A 24,391-nucleotide genomic window follows, 5' to 3' on the forward strand; every position below is an offset into this window, starting at 1 on the left:
TTTAATTTTCTTTGATCACCACCGGAATTGGTTGTGAAATTATAAATGGCTGTACCTTTAAATAGGTGAGTGATCGCCATAGCCATTCAATGGGGCCATATTTAAATTTTTTCATCCAGTAAAAGCTTATGATCATTTGTGCGCCAATGATCAGAAAGGCAATCAATAGAAGTTCAATATTCCTCAATTGACCCATGTACCCAAGGCCCCAATTAAAGAATAAGAATGTGCCGATCAGGGATTGAAATACATAATTTGTCAGTGCCATACGTCCATAAGGAGCTAACCAGGCGAGTGTTTTTTGCATTTTTGGCAATTCAAAAAGGTAAACAAACCCGGCAGCCAAGAATATGGTAAAGAAAAAATTGAAATTATCGTAAGCAGATAAGGCAAACATGGACCACCATGAAGTGAAATCAAATATACTTTCCATTTGGGAAAACAAGTACCAAAAAAGAGGAATCATGGCAAGTGTACCCACAAATGACCACTGGATTATTTTTTTAAGAACTGTGGTGTTGGATTGAAGATTTTCAAGAAGTCGGGTTCTGCCAATCCACATACCCAGCAGGAAAAAAGCAAATGTCAGATAGCCTCGACCGAATACACCCATTTGAAAATTGAATTTGCCAATCAGTGCAATAAAATTGACCCGCCAAACATCCAATAAAGTCCCACCTGTGATCGCCGCCATATACTTTTCATCAAAATTTTCAATGTTCAGTGCTATGATGGAATCATTACCAAAAATGCCATAGGACAAAAACCTACCTCCACCCAGAAATAGAATAACAGCTAAGGCAAGTACAACCTTATTGCTGGTACTGTGAAAAGGGATAAGCAAAAATCCAAAAAGCACATAAATCACCAAGATGTCCCCGGAATAGAAAGAATTATGTGCAACACCGATTACTAATAATACCAACAAACGCCACAGGTACCGGGTTTTGTAATTCACACCGCTTTTTTCAGCATTATCCATCTGTATGAAAAAGCTAAGGCCAAACAATAACGAAAACAGGGCAAAAAACTTTCCCCTGATTATCCAAAAGGAAACCGTGTCAACTATGAAGTCGACAGGTCCTGAAAACATAACAGCCCGCATTTCATCAGTAGGGAACCCAGCTAAGAACTGTTCCAATACATGAGCAATCACAATTCCGGCTAAGGCAAAGCCTCTCAAAGCATCAACAGCATGGATCCGATTTTTTACAACTTGGTTCATAAAGATTAGACTTAAAATGAAATGATTATTTTATTATCATTAGTAAAAAACCGGAATGTTCCCTACTGTATTATTCCATATCTTGTGATCTTACTTCTTAAACTTCCCATACACTCCTTGCCCAGGGAAAACATTGGAGACGGTCCTGCCATTTTTCAAAACAAAGGTTCCATTCACCAATACATACTCAATTCCTTCCGAAAACTCCAACCCTCCTTTAAAGGTCGCTTTATCAATTACAGCCTTGGGATCAAAAACGGTGATGTCTGCATCGGCACCCACCTGTATCCTTCCCTTGAACCGCATCATGGGAGCTATACCTTCCAAACGCTTTGCCGGAAGCAGGGTCATCTTTTCGATAGCAGTATTTAAGTCCAGCACCTGATCTTCTCTGACATATTTTCCCAAAACTCTGGAAAAAGTCCCGGCGGTACGGGGATGGGCGAGTTTACTATATTGCATACCATCTGATCCGATGATCACACCGGGCGCTGCAATACCTCTTGCAATCCATTCGGGTTGCATCATGTGCATGATGACTACTTGATTGGTTCTTCTATTTCTCGCAAAGGTTTCTTTTGTCAGTCTCTCACCAGTAGCCACCAACTGCAAATCCCCATAATCAATACCCAATCTTTCCTGCCAACCTTCATCAAACATGGCAATCATCAGGCCTGTAGAGGCAGCGGTATAAGGATATAATTCTGTGGTAATGTCGAAGCCTTTTTGGGCAGCTGCACTCACCATGTTCAAGGCAAAATCAATTTGCCCCAGCGACATGCTATTGATGTGAACTATATGTAAAGGCGCTCCGGTCAGGACGGCATTGGCGATTACTTCCTGAGTCGCCAAAATATTAGGTTGGCGGTTGTGTGTAAAAATCAGGGCATCCAATTGACCTGCCATTTCAAAGACGCTATACATCTCAGCGGGCTTTGTGCCGGGTAAGTACCCAATAGGCACGCCTATTCCGATACCTCCTTCCTCCAAAGAAGATTTGATATTGGTGAGGGTTTGGTTCATTTCTTCAGTTGTAAGGTCTTCCGTAAAGGAAGGGGCAGCAACGTGAATAAAGGATGCAATTTCTCTCTCATTGGCACGAACCATATTCAAAAGCTCCTCCACACCTTCCTGATACTTTCCGGTGGCCCTCAAGCGCTCATATGGCCAGTTAACACTCGCCCCATAATGGATCAATGCCTTGTCCTGCCGTGATGCATACCATGCACCGGTATGTTCTATTCCCCATTCGAGTTCTAAGGCAGTCGTTACCCCATCGTGCAATTGGTATTCCTGCTCCACATTGCTTACGCCGTGCACATGCAGGTCGATAAATCCGGGAGAAACTACCATTCCGCTCACATTGAGGGTTTCTTTTCCCTCCAGAGGATCGGCACTGACCATGGCAATTCGGCCATTTTGGATACCTACATTTCTGATCGCATCCAGTCTTGTTTCTGGATCAATGACCCGGCCTCCTGCCAATACAATGTCATATTGAATAGACGATTGCCCTAAGGCATTTAAAGACAGGGTAAGGAAGAGGATTAAAAATATGTTTCTCATGGTTCTACCTTGTTAGATTTATTGTGGGTTCGGATTCGCGGGGGTTTAATAAAAGTCTTCGTTCCGAAAACTAAAGTAAGATAGGAAAATCAATGGTGGCAAATAGATGACTTAGGACGAAATGCTACTATTTCTTCCCCAATGAACAGGTTTTCTTTCCGAAGATGGATTGTATCTCAGCTGTTTAGAACCTAATATTCAACGAGTAGGTTATTTCACAGGAGCTGTCTGTTTGGATGAAAAAGATTATCTCCTGCAATTCCTATTTTTACTCTTGGTCAAGCAAACAGGTTAAATTATCAAAACTTGCAATTTTTGCAAGTTTTGATAATTGTCAGTGATTCTTTTTACCTACCTCAAGGGTTAAAGATTTTGGATTGAAATTGAAAGAGGGCAGCGGCTTAACCCATTATTTTACCCTATGTAATCAAGCCTGCCTTCAAAAAGAAATAATTCCATTACATGATCATGCAGCTTCTTCAGTTTTAAAATCAAAATATATCCGTGTACCATTCTTCACTTCTTCCTGCATTTTACCGTTTAATTGTTGGGTAAGCAGCGAGATCAACTGACCGCCAAAGCCGGTGCCTTTGATCTGTCCGCTTTTGCCTACGCCATTGTCGCTTACCTGTAACTGAAGAACGCCATCCCCATTCTTTTGAAGGGTGATTTCAACTTTGCCCTGCTGTCCTTCAGGGAAGGCATATTTAAGCGTATTTGTCAGCAATTCATTCACAATTAGCCCAAGTGGAACAGCTGTGTCAATATCCACATCAAGGTTATCCATGGCACATTCAAGGGTTACCCGCTTTTCCGCACCAAAAGATCCGATCAGACTTTCACCCAGGTTGATAAAATAATCTCTCATTTCAATGGAACCCAAGTTAGTGCCCTGATAGAGTTTTTGATGTACGATGCCAATGGATTGCACCCTGTTCTGCCCTTCCTGCATCGCATCTTTGGTGTTGGGGTCATCTATCTGTGATGATTGTAATGCCAACAAACTGCTGACTATCTCAAGGTTGTTTTTTACCCGGTGGTGGATTTCTTTTAACAGCAATTCATTTTCCGCATTGCGTTTATCTAGCAGCACATTTTTTTGGTCTAATTCTTCATTCAAAGCCGCCAATTTCTGGTTGCTTTTTTGTTCCACTCTATAATTGCGATATAGAAGTCCAAGCATAACAGTGCCAAGTAGTAGGGCAACAATATAAATAGTCTGTTGTTGCCGTTTTGCAAGAAGCTCTTTATCCTGTTTGAGTACATTCATCTCCAACTCACTCTCACGCAGGCTTCTTTCGTTTCTTTCCAATTCGATACTTTCGTTGGTATCTGCCCATTCAACATGATATGCCAGGGCCTTCTTGTAATCGCCTTTGAGCGCATACAATTTGGATAATTTTTCAATAAAGCTCGCTGTATTTGCTTTGGTATTTATCTCAATTGAGGATTTTTTGGCTTTTTCATAATAGGCAATTGCTTCATCAATTCGGCCTTCTACCTCAGCAATATCACCCAAAAGCGAATGCGCAAATTGATAAACATCAATGGTAGTCAAGTGATACTTTTCTAATAGTTGTATGGTTTTAAATAGGTAGGATTCTGCCTCTTCGTACTTTTTTCTTAAAACAAAGTAGTTTCCCATTGAGTAAGAATGCCAGGTATGGTGAAAGGGATTGGTGATTTGAGGTAACAGCGCGTCTAATTGGTTTAAATAAAATTCAGTGGAATCAGGGTTGGAAATTTCATAATGATAAGAGAGAAGTTTGTAAGCAATGACGAGGGCTTCGTTTTTTTCCGGATAATCGGAGTTCTGATAGCCAATCATACTCTCTTTTAAATATTGAATTCCTATTTCTTTTTCTTCAGGCAAACCATATTGATAATAAAACCTGCCCTTGTCTTTCAAAATTTTGAGTCGAACCTCTGTTCGGGTATCAGCTTTAAGCAGATCCAATGCTTTTACAAAAAGCTCAAGCCCCGGTTTTGGTTCGCCTCTTATTATTTTGATCAAAGCCCAATTGATCAATAAATCATAACCCAAAACTTTATCTTTTTGATCGTCGGGGATTTTTTCATAATACGACCAGCCAATGGGCGCAATAGAATCTACAACAATAAAATTATGCGAGCGGTTGGACCTGTCGGTGATATCTCTGAACAACTCGGCCAATTGTCCATATTGAAGCGGCTTATTGTTTTGAAGTAAGTCAACAGCCATGTCAAAATAATAAACAGTACTGTCACGGTCAAAATGCGGCATTTCCCTAAAATACAATGCCTTTTCCTGGTACTTTTTACTTAAAGTAATAACTTCCTCAGTTGAAATGCTTTGAGCAGCTACTTTGGTTATTAAGAGAAAAAGAATGAAAAATAAAGGGGTTTTCATTTGGATTTACGGTGTTATCAGTTGTTTGTATCAGGGCAATTAATTGGGGATTAACTTAATTTTAAATTGAGTAATTATAGCGATGAGGATAATATTTTTATATGTTTTTATCATTTATTCCCTAAAATAGTCAATTAGCCAATTTTTTAAATATGCACATTTTTTTTAATCTTTGGAAATTGTCTTTGAAGTCCAATTAATGAAGCCCTTTGAACTTCTAATTTCCATGTATTTTTTTCTGGATATACCTAAACGCCGCCTCATACGCCCCAACCCAATTTTTGTGCAATAAAAACGAATGTACCTCATCCGGGAAAACCAACTGTTCCACTTCCACACCCTGCTTTCTTAGTACCTCCAATAGTTCCACACTCTCTGAAAAAAGTACATTCCTATCATCATCACCATGGATCAACAATACAGGTTTTTTCCAATTTTTAACATGGTACATAGGGGAAGACTTGAAAGCCAATTCGGCCATTTCGGGAAATTTCTCCGGCTTGTACCAAGGTGCAAATACCGGAATGTCATTGTTCCAATTGTGCACCCCATGGATATCCACTCCTGCCAAAAACTTTCCGGGTGCCTGAGAAAGGGCATGGGCTGTCAAAAATCCACCATAACTTCCGCCCCAAGGGACAATCTTCGATGCATCCACGTCGGATCTTGAGGCCAGATAATCCGCTGCGGCCATTACATCCTGCACCTCACTTGCCCCACCTGCCCCATAATTCTCCTCTTCCCTGAAATCCAAACCATAGCCAATCCCACTACGGTAATTCAGCGACAAGGCGATAAAGCCATTGGCGGCAAAAAACTGCTGCATGGCATAAGCATGACTGTAATACAGCCCATAATTAAATCCCAAAAGCATTTGTCTTCTGCTGCCACCATGCAGGAAAATCACAGCCGGATATTTCTTTTTGGCATCGTAATCAGGAGGCAAGAGCAGTTGCCCGTAAGTTTCAAATCCATCAGCTGCTTTAAAAACCAAAGCCTCAGGCATCGTCAGGTTATCGGGAAATTGATTTGGGAATAAATTTTCAGCCAACAAATCTTCCTTTCCATACTGGACAATCACCGGCCAAGCAGGACGGTTGTGGGTGGATGAAATAAAAGCCAGACCATTTTCCAACCGAACCGGAGACCATTGGATTTCGTCTTTCTTGCCCAAAAATTCCAGATCAAAACTATGTAAGTCCAATCGCCAAATATTTCTCCTGTCAATATTCCCGATATTGGAAGTGATCAGCAGTTCACCGGGAACCCAGCTGCTTTCCACCCATTCCACTTGTCCCTCACCTGGGGTAAGGTGGCTGACTTCTTTGGTGGAAGGATTGACGGCGTACAAATGCATCCAATTGTTTTTCTCCCAAGGAAAAACGATTGATCCTGAGGGAGTCCACCAAAGCCTTGAACTGGTAGCAGGAAGGTCGCGGACCATGACACTTCCTTTGCCTCGATCGGCTTGAAATACTTCTTCACCTGTCCTACTCGCCAGATCCAGGACGCGGATGCTCCAGGGGTTGGCTTCTTTGAGGGAGGTAAAGGGCAGTTTGTTGTTGATATTCGGAACTCTCAGGTAGGCCAGTTTTTTACCATCCGGACTCCATGCAGGATAGGAATCATGGTCCATGCTGGGTTCAGGGTAACTGACTGTCCCTTTTTCCAGGTCAAACAAACCCACAAAAGCATGGTCTACCCTGCTGCTGGTAAAAGCCAAAAGTTTTCCGTCGGGACTCCAAGTCAACTGACCCAAAGATCCCCTTGCAGAAAATAAAGGTTTGTCTTCTTTGTCCGTTCCCGAAAGGTCTTTCAAATAAACCTTTCCTGATTTGACGAAAGTCAACTTTTTCCCATCCGGATGAAAAAGAGGTGCAAAGCCTGTTAAGAAGGATTTTACCTCTCTTTTGGTCAAATCAACCCAGTGGATTTCCCTATCCGTACTTTCCTGCAATTGTGCAGGATTGGCGGGTTCTCCGACCGGATTTCTGCTGTTTCCCCTCACAAACACCAAAATCTTCCCATCCGGTGAAAATGTCAAATCCCCGATATCCACTCCGATATCTCCTTTGTAATCAGTGAGTTTTTTGGCTTCATATCCCGGTGCCTTGGCATAAAAAACATTCCGCTCCCCTTGGTCATTGAAAACCCATGCAATAGCATTGCCATCCGGAGCAGCTGTCAGCGAAGTCGGGAAGGGTACCGAGAGGTAGTCGGAAATGGATTGGGCGGATAATTGGAAAAAGAGGAGGAGGAGGAGGAGGGTGGTGAGGGATTTTTTCATGGGGATTGGTGGAAATTTTTGATTTTTTTCTTTGATGTTAAGGACAGATTATCAAGTTAAGTATTAAGGAATGAAAATTGCAAATTCTTAATAATAGGAAGACGTAATTGCAAATTACGCCTAAGGGGATTTGGGATTCTGATAAAATTAGCATTTAATTGGATAAACAACTTAAAGAGGCTATGTTTAAATAATTGAAAACAGAATGTCAAATCGATGGGGAATTCCAAAAGAAGTTGAAAACATTGTGAAAAGAAGAGATCGTGTTTGCGTGTATTGTGGGATCGAGTTCTCTGTGGAGGACAAGTCAAGAAAAAACAAACCTTCTTGGGAGCATATTGTAAATGATATTAGAATCAATTGAACAGTTGGGTGCAAGCTTAATAAAAAAACACCACAGGAAATAGAACCCATTGATTGGAAAAAAAGTGATTGAAAATTTCAAAAAAATTCTCTTGGCTTAAATTAAAATCCGTACTTTTGTTACTCAAAGTCAACATATAAACTCAAGTGAAAAAAGGAATATTAAATCAACTCATTCAAACTCAAGACCTAAAAAATCTTGAGCACCACTTGATTTATACGTTCTTAAAAACCAGAAATTTGGATTTTGAACGAAGCCCGATTTTAACTAGCTACTTCAATAATTTTCAGCCAAATCCAACTTTATATTTTGACTCCACAGCTTTAAATATTTCAAGCATCAAGGAATTAGAGAACAACTTAGAATTAATAATTCCTGTTTCTGACAGAAAGCTAAACGGTGCATTTTTTACTCCTGAATATGTGATAGACTTCATTATTAATGAAATTAAACCTAGAGAGTCTGATAAAAACCTTGACCCAAGTTGTGGTTGTGGTGCGTTTCTAGTTGGTTTAACTGACTATTATAGAAGAGTTTTTAAGAAGGAAGTAAGAGATATTATCAAAGAAAATATTTTTGGTTCCGATATACTAGAATACAACATTCACAGAACTAAAATCATTTTGACAATTTATGCTCTTCAATATGATGAATATTTATCTGAATCAGATTTCAACCTTTATCATCAAGACAGTTTAAAAACTAATTGGAATCAGCGCTTTGACAATGTTGTTGGTAATCCTCCCTATGTTAAGTTTCAAGACCTTTCAAACGAAGGCAGAGATTACTTAACAAAAAATTGGACTACGGTTGAAGGAGGGACTTTTAATTTATACTTTGCATTTTTTGAATTAGGGTACAAATTATTGAAGCCGACAGGTCAATTAGGGTACATTACCCCAAATAACTATTTCACATCTTTGGCAGGAGAATCTCTGAGAAAGTACTTCCAAAACAAAAAATGTGTAACTAGGATTGTGGATTTTAGTCACAAAAAAGTATTTGACGCTCAAACCTACACAGCCATCACTTTTTTAAACAAACAAAAAAACGAATACATTACCTACGATAGAATAAAGCCTGATTTTTCGCCAGAATATTTTCTTAAAAATGCGAATGGGTCGCCAAATTATTTGGAAAATTTAAACGCAAAAAAATGGCGATTATTAAAATCCGACGAACAGAAAAATATTGAAGCTATCGAAACCATAGGAACTCCTATTGGAAAGCTTTTTGAAATTTGTGTAGGTGTAGCAACATTAAAAGATGATGTTTATTTTGTTGATGGAAATAAAGAACGTAATGGATATTACATAAAGGAAACGGAAAAAGGAATTTTTGAAATTGAAAAAAACTGCGTTAAACCAGTTTATAAGATTTCTGATTTTAAATCCCAAGAAGAAGCCGAACAAAATTCTAGAAAAATAATTTTCCCATATGTGATAAATAATGGAAGTGCTATACCTATTGTGGAGAAGGAATTTAAATCAAAGTTCCCAAAGTGTTATTCATATTTGCTTTCTGAAAAAGAGAGACTCCATGGAAGAGATAAAGGTAAAGTAAAGTTTGAACCATTTTATGTTTGGGGAAGAACTCAAGGTCTAACAAAAAAAGGTAAGAAAATTTTAAACCCTACATTCAGCCAAAAACCGAGATTTCTTTTGGTTATTGAAGAAGAGTCATATTTCACAAACGGTTATGGTCTCTTTTTTAGAGAACCAGTTTCTGTTGGTCTTTTTGATGACCTTATTAATCCAATAACAAAAGTGGAAAATATTGATGTCGTCCAAAAAATTCTCAATTCAGTCGTTATGGATTATTATGTATCTAAAACTAGCGTGGCGATTGAAGGAGGTTACCCTTGTTATCAAAAAAACTTTATTGAGAAATTTACTATTCCCGAATTATCTGAACAAGAAATATGTCGACTGCGGAATCTTTCTGCCCTAAATGAAATTGATGAATTTTTGATAAAAAAATATCAGCTTAATATTCCAGTTCCAAATCGTTTATCATATACATCAAGTAGCGTCCTTACAAACCCATCGTAATTCAAATTGTCCATGGATGCAATAGAATTTGCAGGTAGCAAGTTCTCATTAATTAAATCCTGTGTAGTATTATAAACTTTTACAGGATTTTGTGAAAAATCTGCAATTATTAAAGCAACACGTTCATATTTAAAGTCATCATCTCTTTGGCTAGCTCTCATATTTAGAGCTGCAAATCCCTTAATATATTTTTCAAGATAGTTAGCAGTTGAGTTTGTAAATGGCTTATATACAACATTGTTTAAGGCTAATTGTGATGATGAGAGTTCTCTAACAGAAATTAAATACAACTCACCAAGCACCATTTTTGGTACTCTTCGATGTAAATTTAATGGTTCTGCGTAAGTACGCTCGAACATAGTATCAATATTATTCGACAAACTACTTAATTGACTTCTAACATTTACCGATAAAATATGTTCTGAAAACAGCTCACCGTAAGGTTCAGTAGTTCCAGTATTATACAAACCATTAAAATCTATTCTCTCAACTCTAGGAGTTTTATTATTTGGGAAGATGCAAATATCTTGTTTCTTAAACTTCAAAAATCCAGCTAAGGTTTTTTCACCTCTTGACTGTCCAATTGGTGGCTGTAATAAATTTGGATTAACACCTTCGTGAACCATTGAGGATTTTACAACTTCGTGAAAGAGATTAATTAGTTGTTGGGATGTGATTAATGATGTTTTTCCAGACGATCCTGAATGCCTAATCACATCCTCAACTGCTAATTTGATTATCTCCAATGCTTCAGCAAGAGATATTGGATTTATTGAACAAGATGTAATCCTGTTATCTATGTCGGCCTTAATTTGTTGTAATGTTCTCAAAATTAATATTATTAAAAAACTCTTTGAGTGTTACTCCAAGTGCCTTAGCTATTTTTTCTATATTTACAATAGAAATGTTCCTTTGTCCGTTTTCAACACTTGCGATGTAACTTCTATCTAAATCAGCAGTGTATGCCAAATCTTTCTGCGATATATCAACAGTTTCACGGAGTTGTTTTATCCTTTGACCAATTTTTGTTTTTACATCCACGGGACAAAAATCTAAATATGTTGACTATAAATCAATGACTATAAGTAACATTTGGAATTTTTTATTTTCTTTTGTAACGGAATACCAAACCGAAAAGAAGGAAGGCCAGCGCCCAAAATCACCTATACGCAATCTGGTGATTCGTGCTTAGTAAGAAAGGAAAGTAGTAATTTTAAAATCCAGTTCTTCTTAGTTTCTTAAAAATGGAGAAACAATAAGACTTTCAGCAGGGAAACATAATGAAGTTCAAGCTGCAATAGTTGAACAATTTGCCCCGCGATTCGCAAACGGGGGAACACTTCTTTACTTAGGAGACACCGCTAAGAAAGACCTGTTCGTTGACGAAAAAGGCCTTAGAGATTTGGGTATCCCAATTGACCAACATAGCAAATTGCCTGATGTTGTAATTTATGACAGCAAGAGAAAATGGTTGTTTCTTATTGAAGCAGTTACTTCACACGGGCCCGTTTCTCCAAAACGGCTTTTGGAACTTGAAGATTTTTTGATAGACTGCAAAGTCGGTAAAGTTTATGTGACTGCTTTTCCAGATATGACGGAATTCAAAAAACACTCAAACAACATTGCTTGGGAAACAGAAGTTTGGTTAATGGAAGTGCCAGATCATATGATACATTTTAATGGAGACAGATTTATGGGGCCAAGGTAACTCATTTTAGTAATTTATCGGTTGCTGAAAGCAGGATGCTACCTTAATGGATTCTACTTTTTTTCTGCTTTTGCAAAAACTCTTCTCTACAACGCAACCCATTCTGGCCCAGTAATTGAACCCATAATTCAAGGTATGGGTTTTTTATAGTAAGACTGTAAGACCAAACCTGAAATCCATTTCGGTTACTTTAAACCTTAAACCAAAGAAAAATGAAAACTTTTATCTATTCAATCTGTATTCTATCCCTGACTTTTTTCCTACAAATAACAGCCCATGCGCAGGCAATTATAGACCTTGAAACAGGTGCTGTATTTAATGGGTATAATGATGTCCGCATTCCCGGAGATCAGGGGACGCTTTTTTCTTTGACAGATGATCTGAATTCCCAGACTAAAGCATTTTATCGTTTGAGGGCGAGTTACATTATAAAATCTCGTCACTTCATTTCAGTGTTATACGCTCCGCTTGAAACCCAATCACAAGGTAGTGTGGCCAATGACATTTTCTTTGAAGGCGCAACATTTCCTGCCAACACCTTGCTTAACAGTACTTATAAATTCAACTCATACAGATTGACCTATCGATATGATTTTATTCGAAATCCAAGGTTTGAGTTTGGGTTGGGCGCTACCGCCAAAATCAGGGATGCCAGAATCGGGCTTTCTTCAGAGGACTTGGTATCGGAGAAAACCAATGTAGGCTTTGTGCCCATTATCAATTTCAGGCTTTTGTGGAAACTCGATGATAGGTTTGGTCTTCTTTTAGATGGTGATGCATTGGCTGCACCACAGGGAAGGGCCGTAGATGTTTTGGCAGCCGCAACCTATAATTTGTCTAATAACTTGATGCTTCGAGCCGGTTACCGTATCCTAGAGGGAGGTGCTGATAATGATGAGGTCTATAATTTTTCTTTGTTCCACTATGCTTCTGTAGGTTTATCCTATACTTTTTTAAGATAAGGATGTTTTGGTCCAAAGTGGACCCATATGGTAATTCTCCGCCACACTTTGTTCCTCTTCTGTATATGTAGATTGATGGTAGGACGTGGTGTATTGTGTACAGTAGTCGGAAGAATTTACTTACTATTATGATTCCGACTTAAATTAGATTCTCAGTGAAAGGGTCATGATAAATTGAGATTATTTACCTAAAAATCCCAGAGGGATTGAATCCCAGAATGGGTATTTACCCCGGATGAAATCCGGTGGATTAACTAGGAACAATCACTAACTAGTGTAGCAACCCTGAAAGGGTTGAATTATTTGAGAAGGGTGCGTAGAAATGTGTGAACTTGTGGTTTAATTCAACCCCTATCGGGGTTTTGAGATTTTAGCTGAGGATATCATTTTTTGCCCCGGATTGTCATCCGGGGTAAATAACCTTACGGTGTTCAATCCCTTTCGGGATTGTTGGCTAATTATTTAGACGATTTTTGCACTCTGGGTGTAAAATGTAGTTTAATGGTGGACTTAGAGTATTCAAACCCTAAATCCCACCTTCTTTATAACCTCAAAGCAAATCAAAAAACAATAAGTGTGAATTTGACAATTTTTTATAACTTTATCCTGTGGCAGTTAAATCCAATAACTTCATTTCTCTTACCAATAAACCTATAACACTATGTCTTACCTACAAAAAACCTTTACCGTTCTATTGAGCTTCTTTCTTGTCTTTGCTTCCACAGTGATGGCTCAGGATGGGACCATCTATCCACTTGAAACACCTGAAGAACCAAATGCCATTCTCCTCGGAACCGGAGGTGTTAATAACCAACCGGCAAAAGAAACCTGGTTCCGCCAATGGGGGGATCCGATGGCCCGAAATATCGCTACTGCCACACTCACACCTTTCCTTCCTGAACCGGGAAAGGCCAATGGCACTGCTGTCATCGTTGCACCTGGTGGAGGCTTCAGTTGGCTGTCGATGGGCCATGAGGGCTGGGAAGTTGCTGAGGCACTTGCAGCGCAGGGAATCGCTGCATTTGTGCTCAAATACCGTCTTAACCCAACTCCTGAAAAACTGGAAGATTTTTCGGCATGGATGAACCGTCCCCGGACTCCTGCTCCAGCACCGCCATCCGATGCTAAACCCAATACCCCAGCTCCCCGACCACCTCAGCGAAATCTATCCAACCAACTTGAAGATGCAGAAGCTGCTTACGCCATGATCGTCTCAAGGGCTAAAGAATGGGGAGTCGATACAGACCGGATAGGCATGATCGGTTTCTCAGCTGGCGCCGGGCTGACCATGCACTCCACACTCCATTCCAAGACCATGAAGCTAGCCTTTATCGGTCCGATCTATGGGGGTATGGGTGCTGTTGACGTACCTGAGAATGCACCACCAATGTTCAATGTGATCGCAACTGACGATTTTCTGTTCTTGGGTCAGACGGGTGTGATCGAATCTTGGTACAAAGCAGGCATCCCGGTAGAATTCCATCTTTACCAGAACGGTGGCCACGGTTTCGGCCTCGGCAACCCCGACAGAACTAGTAACCGTTGGTTTGATGCCTTTATGTATTGGTTAGAAGTAAATAAGTTTCTGGCTTCTAAATAGTAGGATGCTTTAAAAGTCCCGTTGATTGAAGTTTGGCTTCTCTTTAAACTAAGAGGCTGTCTTACCATTAAAATAATTAATTGAAGACCGAATATTGATTTATGTTCGGTCTTTTTCTATTACAGGCGTTGTTTGAACGCAGATGACGCAGATTGAGCAGATTTTCGCTGATTTTTTTGCCCATTAAGGTTGTTTTACCCTTGGTGTATTCCCTATTCAGGAGGCAGCATTTTCATCCTTTTATTTCCCTCAATTTTTTTCCACCTCGGCAAGCTCGGTGACCGGGTTGCCTGATTTAAATAAGGGGAGTGGGAGAAATGCGGCGAAGCCGCATTTCTCCCACTCCCCTTACCTAAACAAATTTCGGTGGTCGAGCTTGCCGAGACCCCTCTTTTACTTTTTTTACTGAAATATGGTGATGTGGAGAATATCCCGATAATCTACCTTCAATCCCACCTTGACCCATATCATGCAAAAGAGTGACTTATGTCATGATTATTAAGGGTTTATCTAAATACCTTGATGGCTCAAAATTCACCATTTGGTTCTTGTCGAATAACTTAAAATACGCCATTATGAATTCTCCCAAATTTCAATCCACACTTTCTGAAGCCGATGATATGCTCGACTTGGCCAAAGAAGAACTTTGCCGTCCCGAAGAGGACGTGGTCCATTATAATGTCTGTAAACACGCCTACAAGGCCATTGAAAAATACATGACAGGGTACCTGATTCAGCATGGCGCACATATTCAGAATTCCAACCACATCAAGGATTTGTTGGGTCAATGTCAAAAAGTCGATAAAAAATTCAATGACATCAACTTTGATCCGGTAATCAGTGCTGATGATCCTGAAAAGCTGATGATGAACCTGCATACTGCGCAGACATTCATTATGCTGGCCGAAAAAACCAGGGATCTTGTTGGCAAAAATTAAAGAAGTTCAAGCCAACAGTTTTCTTATCCAAAACAAGTCCTCTCTCCACCACAAAAACCATCTTCTAAACTTGGGATGGCATTCCTAAGCTTATAACATTTTCATCAATCCCACTACGAGATAACGTCATGGAAAATAAAAACAAGCAATTCAAATATCCAGGTACCAGGGTAGCCCTCGATGGCAATACCGTTGCCATCATGTGTGAGCGTGAATCCTCAGACGCGGCAGGTGCCTATCCCATTACCCCATCCACCCAAATGGGGGAATATTGGGCGGAAGAAGCCGCCAAAGGTCACCTCAATATTTCAGATAGACCCTTGATTTTTATAGAACCGGAAGGTGAACATGCTGCGGCGGCTGTTACTGCGGGACTTTCCATGACCGGGTTACGGGCAGCTAATTTCTCCTCGGGACAGGGAATTGCCTACATGCACGAATCATTGTATGCGGCGGTGGGCAAAAGACTGACCTACATTCTCAACATCGGTGCCCGGGCCATGACGAAATCCACGCTCAACGTGCATGCGGGCCATGATGACTACCATGCCATTGATGACACCGGATTTTTTCAGTTGTTTGCCAAAAACGCTCAGGCAGTAGCTGACCTCAATATCATTTCACACCGTATCGCTGAATTGGCCTTAAACCCAGGGGTAATCGCCCAAGATGGATTTTTGACCACGCACTTGATTGAATCCCTGATGTTGCCCGAGCGGGAATTGATCAAGGAATTTCTGGGCCGCCCTGATGACATCATCAATACCCCAACGCCATCCCAAAGGATGATTTATGGTGATATGAGGCGGAGAATTCCGGAGATTTGGGATGTGGATAATCCCATGATGGCCGGAATTGTCCAAAACCAGGATTCCTACATGCAGAGTGTGGCAGCCCAGCGTCCATTTTTCTTCGATCACATCAAAGAATTGACGGACCAATCTTTTGAAGATTACTACAAACTGACCGGGCGGAAATATGAAAGGGTGATGACCTACAAGGTCGAAGATGCAGATTACCTGATTCTTGGTCAGGGCAGTGTCGTCCCCAGTGCGCAGGCAGTAGTAGACTATTTGAGAAAAACCCGGGGCATTAAAGTCGGAGTGGTTGATTTGGTCATGTTCCGACCCTTTCCTGCCGATCTTTTGGGCCATATTCTGAAAGGCCGAAAAGGCGTAACCATCCTGGAAAGGTTGGATCAGCCATTGGCGGAAGATTCTCCCATTATGAGAGAAACCCGAGCCGTTATTTCAAAATGTATTGAAAACGGGAACTTCAAAAAAGACAAACCCTATCCCGAATTGGCCACATACGCTTACGGTGATATGCCTTCCTTGTATACAGGTTCATTTGGAATGGGTAGCCGTGACCTTCAACCCGAAGGAATTATTGGTGCAGTGGAGAATATGCTTCCAAATGGAAAGCACAAAACAAGATTCTATTTGTCCATAGACTTTATCAGGGAAAATGCTTTCACACCCAAGCAAAGGGCACATCAGGAAACCATTCAGGAGTCTTATCCTTTGGTAAAAGAATTGGCCCTTCACGGTTCTGAAAACCCTAACCTGATGCCCAAAGGCGCCATCACGGTGAGATTTCACTCTATTGGTGGTTGGGGCGCGATTACAACAGGTAAAAACCTGGCGATGACCCTTTTTGAATTGTTGGGATATGACATCAAAGCCAATCCGAAATATGGTTCTGAGAAGAAAGGGCAACCCACCACGTACTACCTTGCCGCCGCCCCCGAACCGATCAATATCAACTGCGAATACTATTTCGTGGATGTGGTGCTTTCTCCTGACCCCAACGTCTTCAAGCATACCAATGCTTTGGCAGGGCTCAAAAACGGGGGAACCTTTATCATCCAAAGTGAAAGAAAGACTGCCGATGAAGTTTGGGCAGACATTCCGAAACATTATCAAAAACTCATCATAGAAAATGAAATCAGGGTATTTTATGTAGATGGATTTAAGATTGCCAGAGAGGAAGCATCGGATGTTGAACTACAATTGAGAATGCAGGGGATTGCCTTCCAAGGCGCCTTCTTTGCAGCCTCACCTTTGATGGAAAAAGCAGGCCTAAGCGATGTGGCATTATTGAAAGCCATCGAAGACCAATTACAGCATAAGTTTGGCGGCAAAGGCCAACGCGTAGTCGATGACAATATGCGGGTTGTAAAGCGTGGTTTTGATGAAGTGTATGAAATCAAAAACAAGGTCTTGGGTGCCCAAACAGAAAAAACTAACGGGCAGTGGGTAGCCACCATCCCAAGCATTCTCAAAACAACCCCTCAGAGTGAATCCAAACTGAGTGATATCCACAGGTTCTGGGAACAGACCGGTAATTTCTACCAAACAGGTCAGGGCAATGACAACCTCACCGACCCATTCATCGGATTGAGTGTGATGCCTGCCGCATCTTCCTTGTTCAGGGACATGACAGGAATCCGTTTTGAGCATCCGGAATGGGTGCCGGACAATTGTACAGCTTGTGGTAACTGCTACACCGTTTGTCCCGATACCGCCATCCCGGGATTGGTCACGGAGTTGTCCGATGTCTTGGATACCGTATTGAAGCGGGTGAAAAGGAATCATGATAAGCTCGAGTTTTTGCCCAAAACTGTCAAACAATTAGAGCCTAGGGTACGCACACTTTTCAATGAACCCCATGATGGCGTCACGGTCAATAACCTGATCAATGAAGCCATTGACGAGGTGATTGCCCAAGAGAAAAAAGATTCTTTGCTTTCAACAGAATTGGGATGGTTCAGGGATGAGCTTGGAGATTTCCAATTTGCATTGACCAGGCCTTATTATGACCTGCATGAGAAAAAGAACCCCAACAGTGGCGGCTTATTCAGCATCACAGTAAATCCAAATACCTGCAAAGGCTGTATGGAGTGTATAGCAGTATGTGATGATGACGCATTGAGAATTGTGAAGCAAACCGATGATTCTGTAGACAGGCTTCGCAAAGAATGGAGCGTATGGAGTGACCTTCCCAATACCCCTAAAAAATTCAACCGTGTTGATAATTTGGAAGAAAAGATCGGTCCTTTGGAAACCATCTTGTTGGACAAAAATGCTTATCAAAGTTTTGCCAGTGGAGATGGGGCCTGCTTAGGTTGTTCCGAAAAATCCGTGGTCCACTTGTTTATGGCAACCGTGGAATCTCTGATGATTCCAAGGGTTGAAAAACATATAGTCTATCTTGAAGAACTGATCGAAAAACTGGAAAAACACATTCAGTTGAAACTTATGAATACTGTCAATATTTTGGATACCAATATGATGTCCAAGATTATGTCAGAAATGCAGGGCGGTGATCTGACTATGGCAGAAATTGCCAGTAGAATGGAATCCGAGAAAGGGTCTTCCCCCATAGACCAAGAATGGCTGCGGGAGACTTCTCAGACGCTGACCGGACTGAAACACCTGCATTGGAAATATACCAAAGGGAACACCGGGAAAGGCCGTTCTACTATGGGGATGACCAATGCCACCGGATGTACCTCGGTTTGGGGCAGTACTTACCCCTATAACCCATACCCATTCCCTTGGGCCAACCACCTCTTTCAGGACAGCACCTCCATGGCCATGGGGATATTTGAAGGCCACATGTCCAAAATGGCTGATGGTTTCAAACTTATCCGAAAAGCAGAAATGGAGTTGAAAGGCAGTTATAATGCCCGAGAGCAAAAAGAGTTCTTTACCTATTTCAACTGGGGTCAGTTTACCGATGAAGAATGGAAATTATGTCCACCTGTAGTCGCTTTGGGCGGGGATGGTGCCATGTATGATATTGGTTTCCAAAACCTGTCAAGAATGATGGCATCAGGTAAGCCGATCAAAGTCGTGGTGGTAGATACTCAAGTATATTCCAATACCGGAGGACAGGCATGTACCTCAGGATTTATCGGACAGGTTTCCGACATGGCCCAATATGGCAAAGTCTGGAAGGGAAAATCTGAACCCAGAAAAGAAATCGGACTGATTGCCATGGCCCATAGAAATACCTATGTCCTCCAAGGCACTTTGGCCAATACCAGTCAGATGATCGAAGGCTTTATAGACGGTCTGATGACCAAGCGCCCTGCTCTGTTCAACCTCTATACTACCTGCCAACCGGAACATGGCGTGGCAGATGACATGGGTGCACATCAGGCAAAATTGGCGGTGGAATCCAGGGCTTACCCACTATTCCGATACAATCCCGACAAAGGAGTCACTCCTGAGGAGGCCTTTGACCTGGAAGGTAATCCTGCCATGCACCAAAACTGGCCGACCTACCAACTCAAATACATTGAAAACAACCGTCAAAAAACGATGGAAGTTGCCATGACATTTGCGGATTTTGCTTTGACAGAAGCGCGATTCAGAAAGCATTTCCGAAATGCTCCCCGTGACACTTGGAATGAAAACATGGTGGTGCTGGAAGAATTTTTGGAACTGGAAAAAAGCGAAAGAGAAGGCAAATTCCCATACATCTGGGCAGTTGACAGAAAGCAGCACCTTACCCGGGTATTGGTAGCCAAGACGATGGTGGAATCCTGTGAAGAGCGACGTGATTTCTGGATCATGCTCAAAGCCATTGCAGGAGTAAAACCTGAAAGCAAAATGCCTGCAGAGGATCTGGAAAGCAAAGTGAGGGCAGAAGTCATAGGAAGGATTGCCAAAGGTTTGATGAAAATGGCAGGAGATGATGGTGCAGGAATTTTGGATTTTGCCCTTGATGGAGAGAAAACGGAAGCAGCCAAACCAGCTGACGCCGGATCCAACGGTCAATCCATGTCACCATGGTTGGAAACAGAATTCTGTACCTCCTGTGACGAATGCATCAAGTTAAATCCCAATATGTTCCAATACAACAATGACAAAAAGGCATTTATCAAAGACCCCAACGCGGGACCGTATCAGGATTTGGTAAAAGCTGCTGAGAAATGTACAGCAGGCGTGATTCATCCCGGACTACCGGCTGATAAAAGTGAAGCTGATATAGATAAATGGATTAAAAGAGGAGAAAAATTCAATTGATACCGTGCTGACCTCATTGAAAAATACCTTTAAACACGGTGTCCATCCGCCCGAAAACAAGGAGGAGACAAATGGACTGCCCATCAGGCAGTTTCCATTTGCCCCTTTGATTATTTTACCTGTGCAGCAACATATAGGGGCTGCTTCTCAGATAATTGTCAAGGAAGGGCAAGAGGTATCCCGGGGACAATTGCTGGCAAAAGCCAATGGTTATATGTCCGTACCCATGCATTCCCCGGTGTCAGGCAAAATCAGAAAAATTGCGGATGTGCTGCTTATCTCCGGTCAAACTTCTCCGGGAATTTACCTGGAACCCTTTCCATATTCGGGTCAGGAAGTAGTGGTAGGCAATCCAATATCCCTAGACGCAAGTCCCGAGGAAATTCTGAAAGGTATTCAGGATGCGGGAATTGTGGGCTTGGGAGGCGCTGCTTTCCCTACCCATGTCAAACTCAAGATTCCGGAAGGAAAAACCTGTGATTACCTGATCATCAACGGAATTGAATGTGAACCCTACCTGACCACAGACCATCGGGTCATGTTGGAACAAGCAGATGATATTTTCACAGGAATCCGATATTTATTGAAAGTGACCGGAGCCAAGGAAGTCATCATCGGCATAGAAGCCAATAAGCAAGATGCCGCTGATCATCTCTCTTCTAAAATCCCCACAGATTTACCGGTCAGAGTACAGGTAGTTCCAGTAAAATACCCACAGGGCGCAGAGAAAATGCTGATCACGGCTTTGTTGGGCAAAGAAGTTCCTTCGGGAGGATTGCCCATTGAAGTCAATGCTGTCGTGGTGAATGTAGCCACAACTGCCGAAATCGGGAGACTATTGCCACATGGACAGGGCATACAGGAACGTGTGATTACCATTACCGGACCCGGAGTCAAGAAAAAAGGAAATTACCTGATCCCTATCGGGACGCCATTGCGCTATGTGCTGGAACAGGTCGGTGCTGTAGACAATATCAGTGAAGTATATATGGGCGGGCCTATGATGGGTGTTTCCGCGTCAAGTTTGGATATCTCTATCGTAAAAGGAACTTCAGGCATTGTTGTCTTTGGAGATAATGAGGTGCGGAAAGTGGATAAAATCTATCCCTGCATCAAATGCGGTGCCTGTGTAGATGCCTGTCCTATTTTCCTGAATCCTTCCAAGCTTGGGATTTTGGCAAAATTCGAGGCCTATGATACCATGGCGGAGGAATTCAACTTAATGGATTGCTTCGAATGTGGTTCATGTTCCTATGTATGTCCCTCAAACATTCCTTTGGTGCAATATTTCCGCCTTTCCAAAGGAATAGTCAGAAAACGAAATTCAGCTAAACAACAGAAATCAAATGCTTAGCAAGACCCTTCATATCAGCACCTCTCCCCACATCAACAAAGGTGTGTCCACGGACATGATTATGAAAAACGTGGTCTATGCCCTGATACCTGTTGCTTTGTTTTCAGTCTATGCTTTTGGAATCAATGCCTTGCTGGTTATCATTACCGCAGTAATTTCAGCTGTGATGACCGAACACCTGTTGTGCAGGTGGTCAAATCAGCAAAGTACGGTTTCGGATTGGTCGGCCATCATTACCGGACTTCTTTTGGGATTGACTTTGCCACCGATTTTCCCGCTGTGGATGACTTTCCTTGGGGGAGTCATGGCCATTGCTTTGGGCAAATTTGTCTTTGGAGGCTTGGGCTATAATGCCTTTAATCCTGCCTTGGTGGGCAGGGCTATCTTGCAGGCCGCATTTCCTGTGGCCATCACTACCTGGCATCCAGCCTTTTTGGAAGATCGCTTTGTCAGTATTTCCAAATCTGTCATGGCATTCCCTTTTACGGAACCAATTGTGGATGGAATCTCCGGCGCAACACCCCTTTCAGCATTCAAATTTGACCAAATCACTACAGACAGTGCAGACCTTGCCTTGGGATTGATCAGTGGATCTACCGGTGAAACCTGTTCTTGGCTGATAGCCTTGGGCGGGATTTATCTGATTTATAAGAAAATGATGAACTGGCGAATTCCGGTCACGATTCTGTTGACGGTTTTTGTTTTAAGTGGCATCCTGTATCTAGTTGAAAGCCAAATTTACCCCTCACCGACATTTATGCTCTTCTCAGGAGGACTGATGCTTGGGGCTGTATTTATGGCTACCGATATGGTGGGTTCACCCATCACACCTTTGGGCATAGTCATTTATGGGATATTTATTGGCGTATTGGTGGTCGTCATCCGAATTTGGGGAGGTCTTCCAGAAGGAGTGATGTATGCCATTTTGTTGGGAAATGCCCTTACGCCTCAGATTGACAGTTTGATCAAGCCGAAAGTTTATGGGTCTAAAAAAGTAATGGTATGAGCGACAATAAAACCATACAAACAGGGTCAACAGGAAGCAGCAAAAAAATGCTGACCGCCATGGTAGGGATCGGTGTTTTCTGTGCTTTATTGATTGTATTGACCTATGAAGGAACCAAAGAAAGAATTGATACGCTCAAAGCGGAAGCATTGGAGAAAGCGGTTTTCAATGTTCTGCCGGGAATCACAAAAACGAGGATTTATGAATTGACCCCTGAGGGGACTTTTGTTCCTTCGGATGGCATGGACCGAACCAAGACGGTGGTTTATGCAGGTTTTGATGATAGCGATACTTTCAAAGGAGTCGCCATTGAAGCAAGTGGGCAAGGATATGCGGATGTCATCCGCATCCTGTATGGCTACGATCCATCTACGCAAACAGTGGTGGGATTTTATGTGCTGGAAAGTAAAGAGACACCCGGATTGGGTGATAAGATTGAAAAGGATGATAATTTCCTGGCCAATTTCAAAGCATTGGATGTCCAACTCAATGCTGATTTGACCCAAGTTGAAAATAAGGTAATTCCGGTCAAACAAGGCGGGAAGACCCAAGCTTGGGAGGTAGAAGGTATTACCGGTGCGACCATTTCTTCCCGGACTATCGGGAATATATTGGGTGAAAGTACCGCAATCATGGCTCCCTTGGTATATCATCAGAGGGATAGTTTTAAAGTAACTCCAGATCAAAAATGAGCGCAGGAATAACAAAAAACCCGGAAATCAAAGCGGTACCAAGCTCAACCGATGAATTTATCAAAGGACTTTGGCGTGATAATCCTGTGTTTGTGCAGGTATTGGGTATGTGTCCTGTGTTGGCAGTTTCCAATACAGCGCAAAATGCCCTTGCCATGGGATTGGCCACAGCCTTCGTGTTGCTGATGTCGAATGTCCTGGTGGCTTCCCTCCGTAATTTCATACCCAAACAGGTACGTATTGCCTCCTATATTTTGATCATCGCCACATTCGTGACCGTGGTGGATTATGCCATTCAGGCCATCAGTGTAGACTTGCACAAAAACCTTGGCGCATTTATTTCCCTGATCGTTGTCAACTGTCTGATCTTGAGTAGGGCAGAAGCTTTTGCCTCGAAAAACACCATTGGCAAATCCATCATGGATGCCTTGGGAATGGGCGTAGGCTTTGTATTTGCCCTGTTTTGCTTGGGTGCGGTCCGTGAAATTCTCGGTAACGGGACCTTCTTTGACATATCCCTATTTCCCGATTCATTTCAGGCATGGATCATCATGATATTACCTGCAGGAGGGTTTTTCACTTTGGCACTTTGGCTGGTACTGTTCAACTTCTATAAACTTAAAAAAGCAAAAGCATGAACACGGAATCCTATTGGAGCATATTTATCAATGCCAGTTTGGTCAATAACTTCGTTTTGGCCTATTTCCTGGGAATCTGTCCTTTTATGGGTGTTTCCGGAAAAATGGAAACAGCCACCAAAATGGGCGGGGCCGTGACCTTTGTGATGCTGATCAGTTCGGTATGTGCTTATGGCATACATGCCTTGTTGGTGGCCATCAATGCCCCTTTTCTGCAATTGATCAGCTATATCGTCGTGATTGCTTCGACGGTACAATTGGTGGAGATGTTTATCAAGAAAATGAGTCCTGCTTTGTTCAGGGCTTTGGGGATTTTCCTGCCGCTGATTACCACCAACTGTGCCATTTTGGGTTTGGCTTTGTTCCAGACCAACAAGGGATATGATCTTTCCCAAAGTCTGGTGTATGCCCTTGGTGCCGGAGCAGGTTTTACGCTTGCCCTACTGTTGATGGCCGGTATCAGGGAGCAATTGGAATTTGCCGAAGTGCCCAATGTGGTGAAAGGAACGGCCATTACTTTGCTGATAGCAGGGATATTGTCGCTGACATTTATGGGATTTTCCGGATTGGGTTAA

The 24,391-nt window shown here is 41.9% G+C and carries 16 protein-coding genes and 1 pseudogene; 11 read left to right on the forward strand and 6 right to left on the reverse strand.

Translation table 11 applies throughout. The features are described 5' to 3' along the window. Position 1: 1 nt before the first annotated feature. The 4 genes from HMJ38_RS18610 to HMJ38_RS18625 form a co-directional block, all read right to left on the reverse strand. On the reverse strand, positions 2-1,225 hold the full coding sequence (locus tag HMJ38_RS18610; RefSeq protein ID WP_194975941.1) for a DUF418 domain-containing protein: 1,224 nt from the start codon (positions 1,223-1,225) through the stop codon (positions 2-4). A gap of 90 nt (positions 1,226-1,315) precedes the next feature. After that, positions 1,316-2,791 carry an amidohydrolase family protein gene (locus tag HMJ38_RS18615; protein ID WP_194975942.1) on the reverse strand — a complete coding sequence of 492 codons (1,476 nt, stop codon included), beginning with the start codon at positions 2,789-2,791 and terminating at the stop codon, positions 1,316-1,318. A gap of 466 nt (positions 2,792-3,257) precedes the next feature. Continuing rightward, positions 3,258-5,180: a sensor histidine kinase gene (locus HMJ38_RS18620; protein ID WP_194975943.1), complete on the reverse strand. Its 1,923-nt coding sequence runs from the start codon at positions 5,178-5,180 to the stop codon at positions 3,258-3,260. Between the two features lie 217 nt (positions 5,181-5,397). After that, positions 5,398-7,467 carry a S9 family peptidase gene (locus tag HMJ38_RS18625; protein ID WP_194975944.1) on the reverse strand — a complete coding sequence of 690 codons (2,070 nt, stop codon included), beginning with the start codon at positions 7,465-7,467 and terminating at the stop codon, positions 5,398-5,400. A gap of 510 nt (positions 7,468-7,977) precedes the next feature. Here HMJ38_RS18625 and HMJ38_RS18630 point away from each other — a divergent pair. Further along, positions 7,978-9,882, forward strand: coding sequence for an Eco57I restriction-modification methylase domain-containing protein (locus HMJ38_RS18630; RefSeq protein ID WP_194975945.1), 1,905 nt, complete (start codon positions 7,978-7,980; stop codon positions 9,880-9,882). Here HMJ38_RS18630 and HMJ38_RS18635 read toward each other — a convergent pair. Further along, entirely contained in the window at positions 9,813-10,712 is a 900-nt protein-coding gene (locus HMJ38_RS18635; RefSeq protein WP_194975946.1) for a hypothetical protein, read from the reverse strand. The genes HMJ38_RS18630 and HMJ38_RS18635 overlap by 70 nt on opposite strands. Next, a complete protein-coding gene (locus HMJ38_RS18640; protein ID WP_194975947.1) occupies positions 10,690-10,923 on the reverse strand; it encodes a helix-turn-helix domain-containing protein in 234 nt (77 codons plus the stop codon). Before HMJ38_RS18640 ends, HMJ38_RS18635 begins: the two co-directional genes overlap by 23 nt. Before the next feature lie 208 nt (positions 10,924-11,131). Between HMJ38_RS18640 and HMJ38_RS18645 the strand changes: the two are divergent. The 10 genes and pseudogenes from HMJ38_RS18645 to HMJ38_RS18690 form a co-directional block, all read left to right on the forward strand. Next, positions 11,132-11,590 (forward strand): annotated as a pseudogene (locus HMJ38_RS18645) (BsuBI/PstI family type II restriction endonuclease); the annotation flags it as partial. 212 nt (positions 11,591-11,802) lie between these two features. Next, positions 11,803-12,552 carry a porin family protein gene (locus tag HMJ38_RS18650; protein ID WP_194975948.1) on the forward strand — a complete coding sequence of 250 codons (750 nt, stop codon included), beginning with the start codon at positions 11,803-11,805 and terminating at the stop codon, positions 12,550-12,552. Between the two features lie 661 nt (positions 12,553-13,213). Next, complete coding sequence (locus HMJ38_RS18655; protein WP_194975949.1) at positions 13,214-14,152, forward strand: alpha/beta hydrolase; 939 nt, start codon at positions 13,214-13,216, stop codon at positions 14,150-14,152. Positions 14,153-14,727: 575 nt separating this feature from the next. Beyond that, a complete protein-coding gene (locus HMJ38_RS18660; RefSeq protein ID WP_194975950.1) occupies positions 14,728-15,090 on the forward strand; it encodes a HEPN domain-containing protein in 363 nt (120 codons plus the stop codon). Positions 15,091-15,218: 128 nt separating this feature from the next. Then, on the forward strand, positions 15,219-20,126 hold the full coding sequence (locus tag HMJ38_RS18665; RefSeq protein WP_194975951.1) for a 2-oxoacid:acceptor oxidoreductase family protein: 4,908 nt from the start codon (positions 15,219-15,221) through the stop codon (positions 20,124-20,126). Between the two features lie 16 nt (positions 20,127-20,142). Next, complete coding sequence (gene rsxC, locus HMJ38_RS18670) at positions 20,143-21,480, forward strand: electron transport complex subunit RsxC (RefSeq protein WP_228780143.1); 1,338 nt, start codon at positions 20,143-20,145, stop codon at positions 21,478-21,480. Then, positions 21,473-22,486 (forward strand): RnfABCDGE type electron transport complex subunit D, encoded by a 1,014-nt coding sequence (locus HMJ38_RS18675; RefSeq protein ID WP_194975953.1) that lies wholly within the window; start codon positions 21,473-21,475, stop codon positions 22,484-22,486. The genes rsxC and HMJ38_RS18675 overlap by 8 nt, the downstream gene beginning before the upstream one ends. Then, positions 22,483-23,178, forward strand: a complete 696-nt coding sequence (locus HMJ38_RS18680; RefSeq protein ID WP_194975954.1) for an FMN-binding protein — start codon at positions 22,483-22,485, stop codon at positions 23,176-23,178. Before HMJ38_RS18675 ends, HMJ38_RS18680 begins: the two co-directional genes overlap by 4 nt. Then, positions 23,175-23,816 carry an electron transport complex subunit RsxE gene (gene rsxE, locus HMJ38_RS18685; RefSeq protein WP_194975955.1) on the forward strand — a complete coding sequence of 214 codons (642 nt, stop codon included), beginning with the start codon at positions 23,175-23,177 and terminating at the stop codon, positions 23,814-23,816. The genes HMJ38_RS18680 and rsxE overlap by 4 nt, the downstream gene beginning before the upstream one ends. Next, positions 23,813-24,391 (forward strand): electron transport complex protein RnfA, encoded by a 579-nt coding sequence (locus HMJ38_RS18690; protein ID WP_194975956.1) that lies wholly within the window; start codon positions 23,813-23,815, stop codon positions 24,389-24,391. Before rsxE ends, HMJ38_RS18690 begins: the two co-directional genes overlap by 4 nt.

Origin of the sequence: Aquiflexum lacus (assembly GCF_015476655.1) — a bacterium.
Taxonomy (GTDB): Bacteria; Bacteroidota; Bacteroidia; order Cytophagales; family Cyclobacteriaceae; genus Aquiflexum; species Aquiflexum lacus.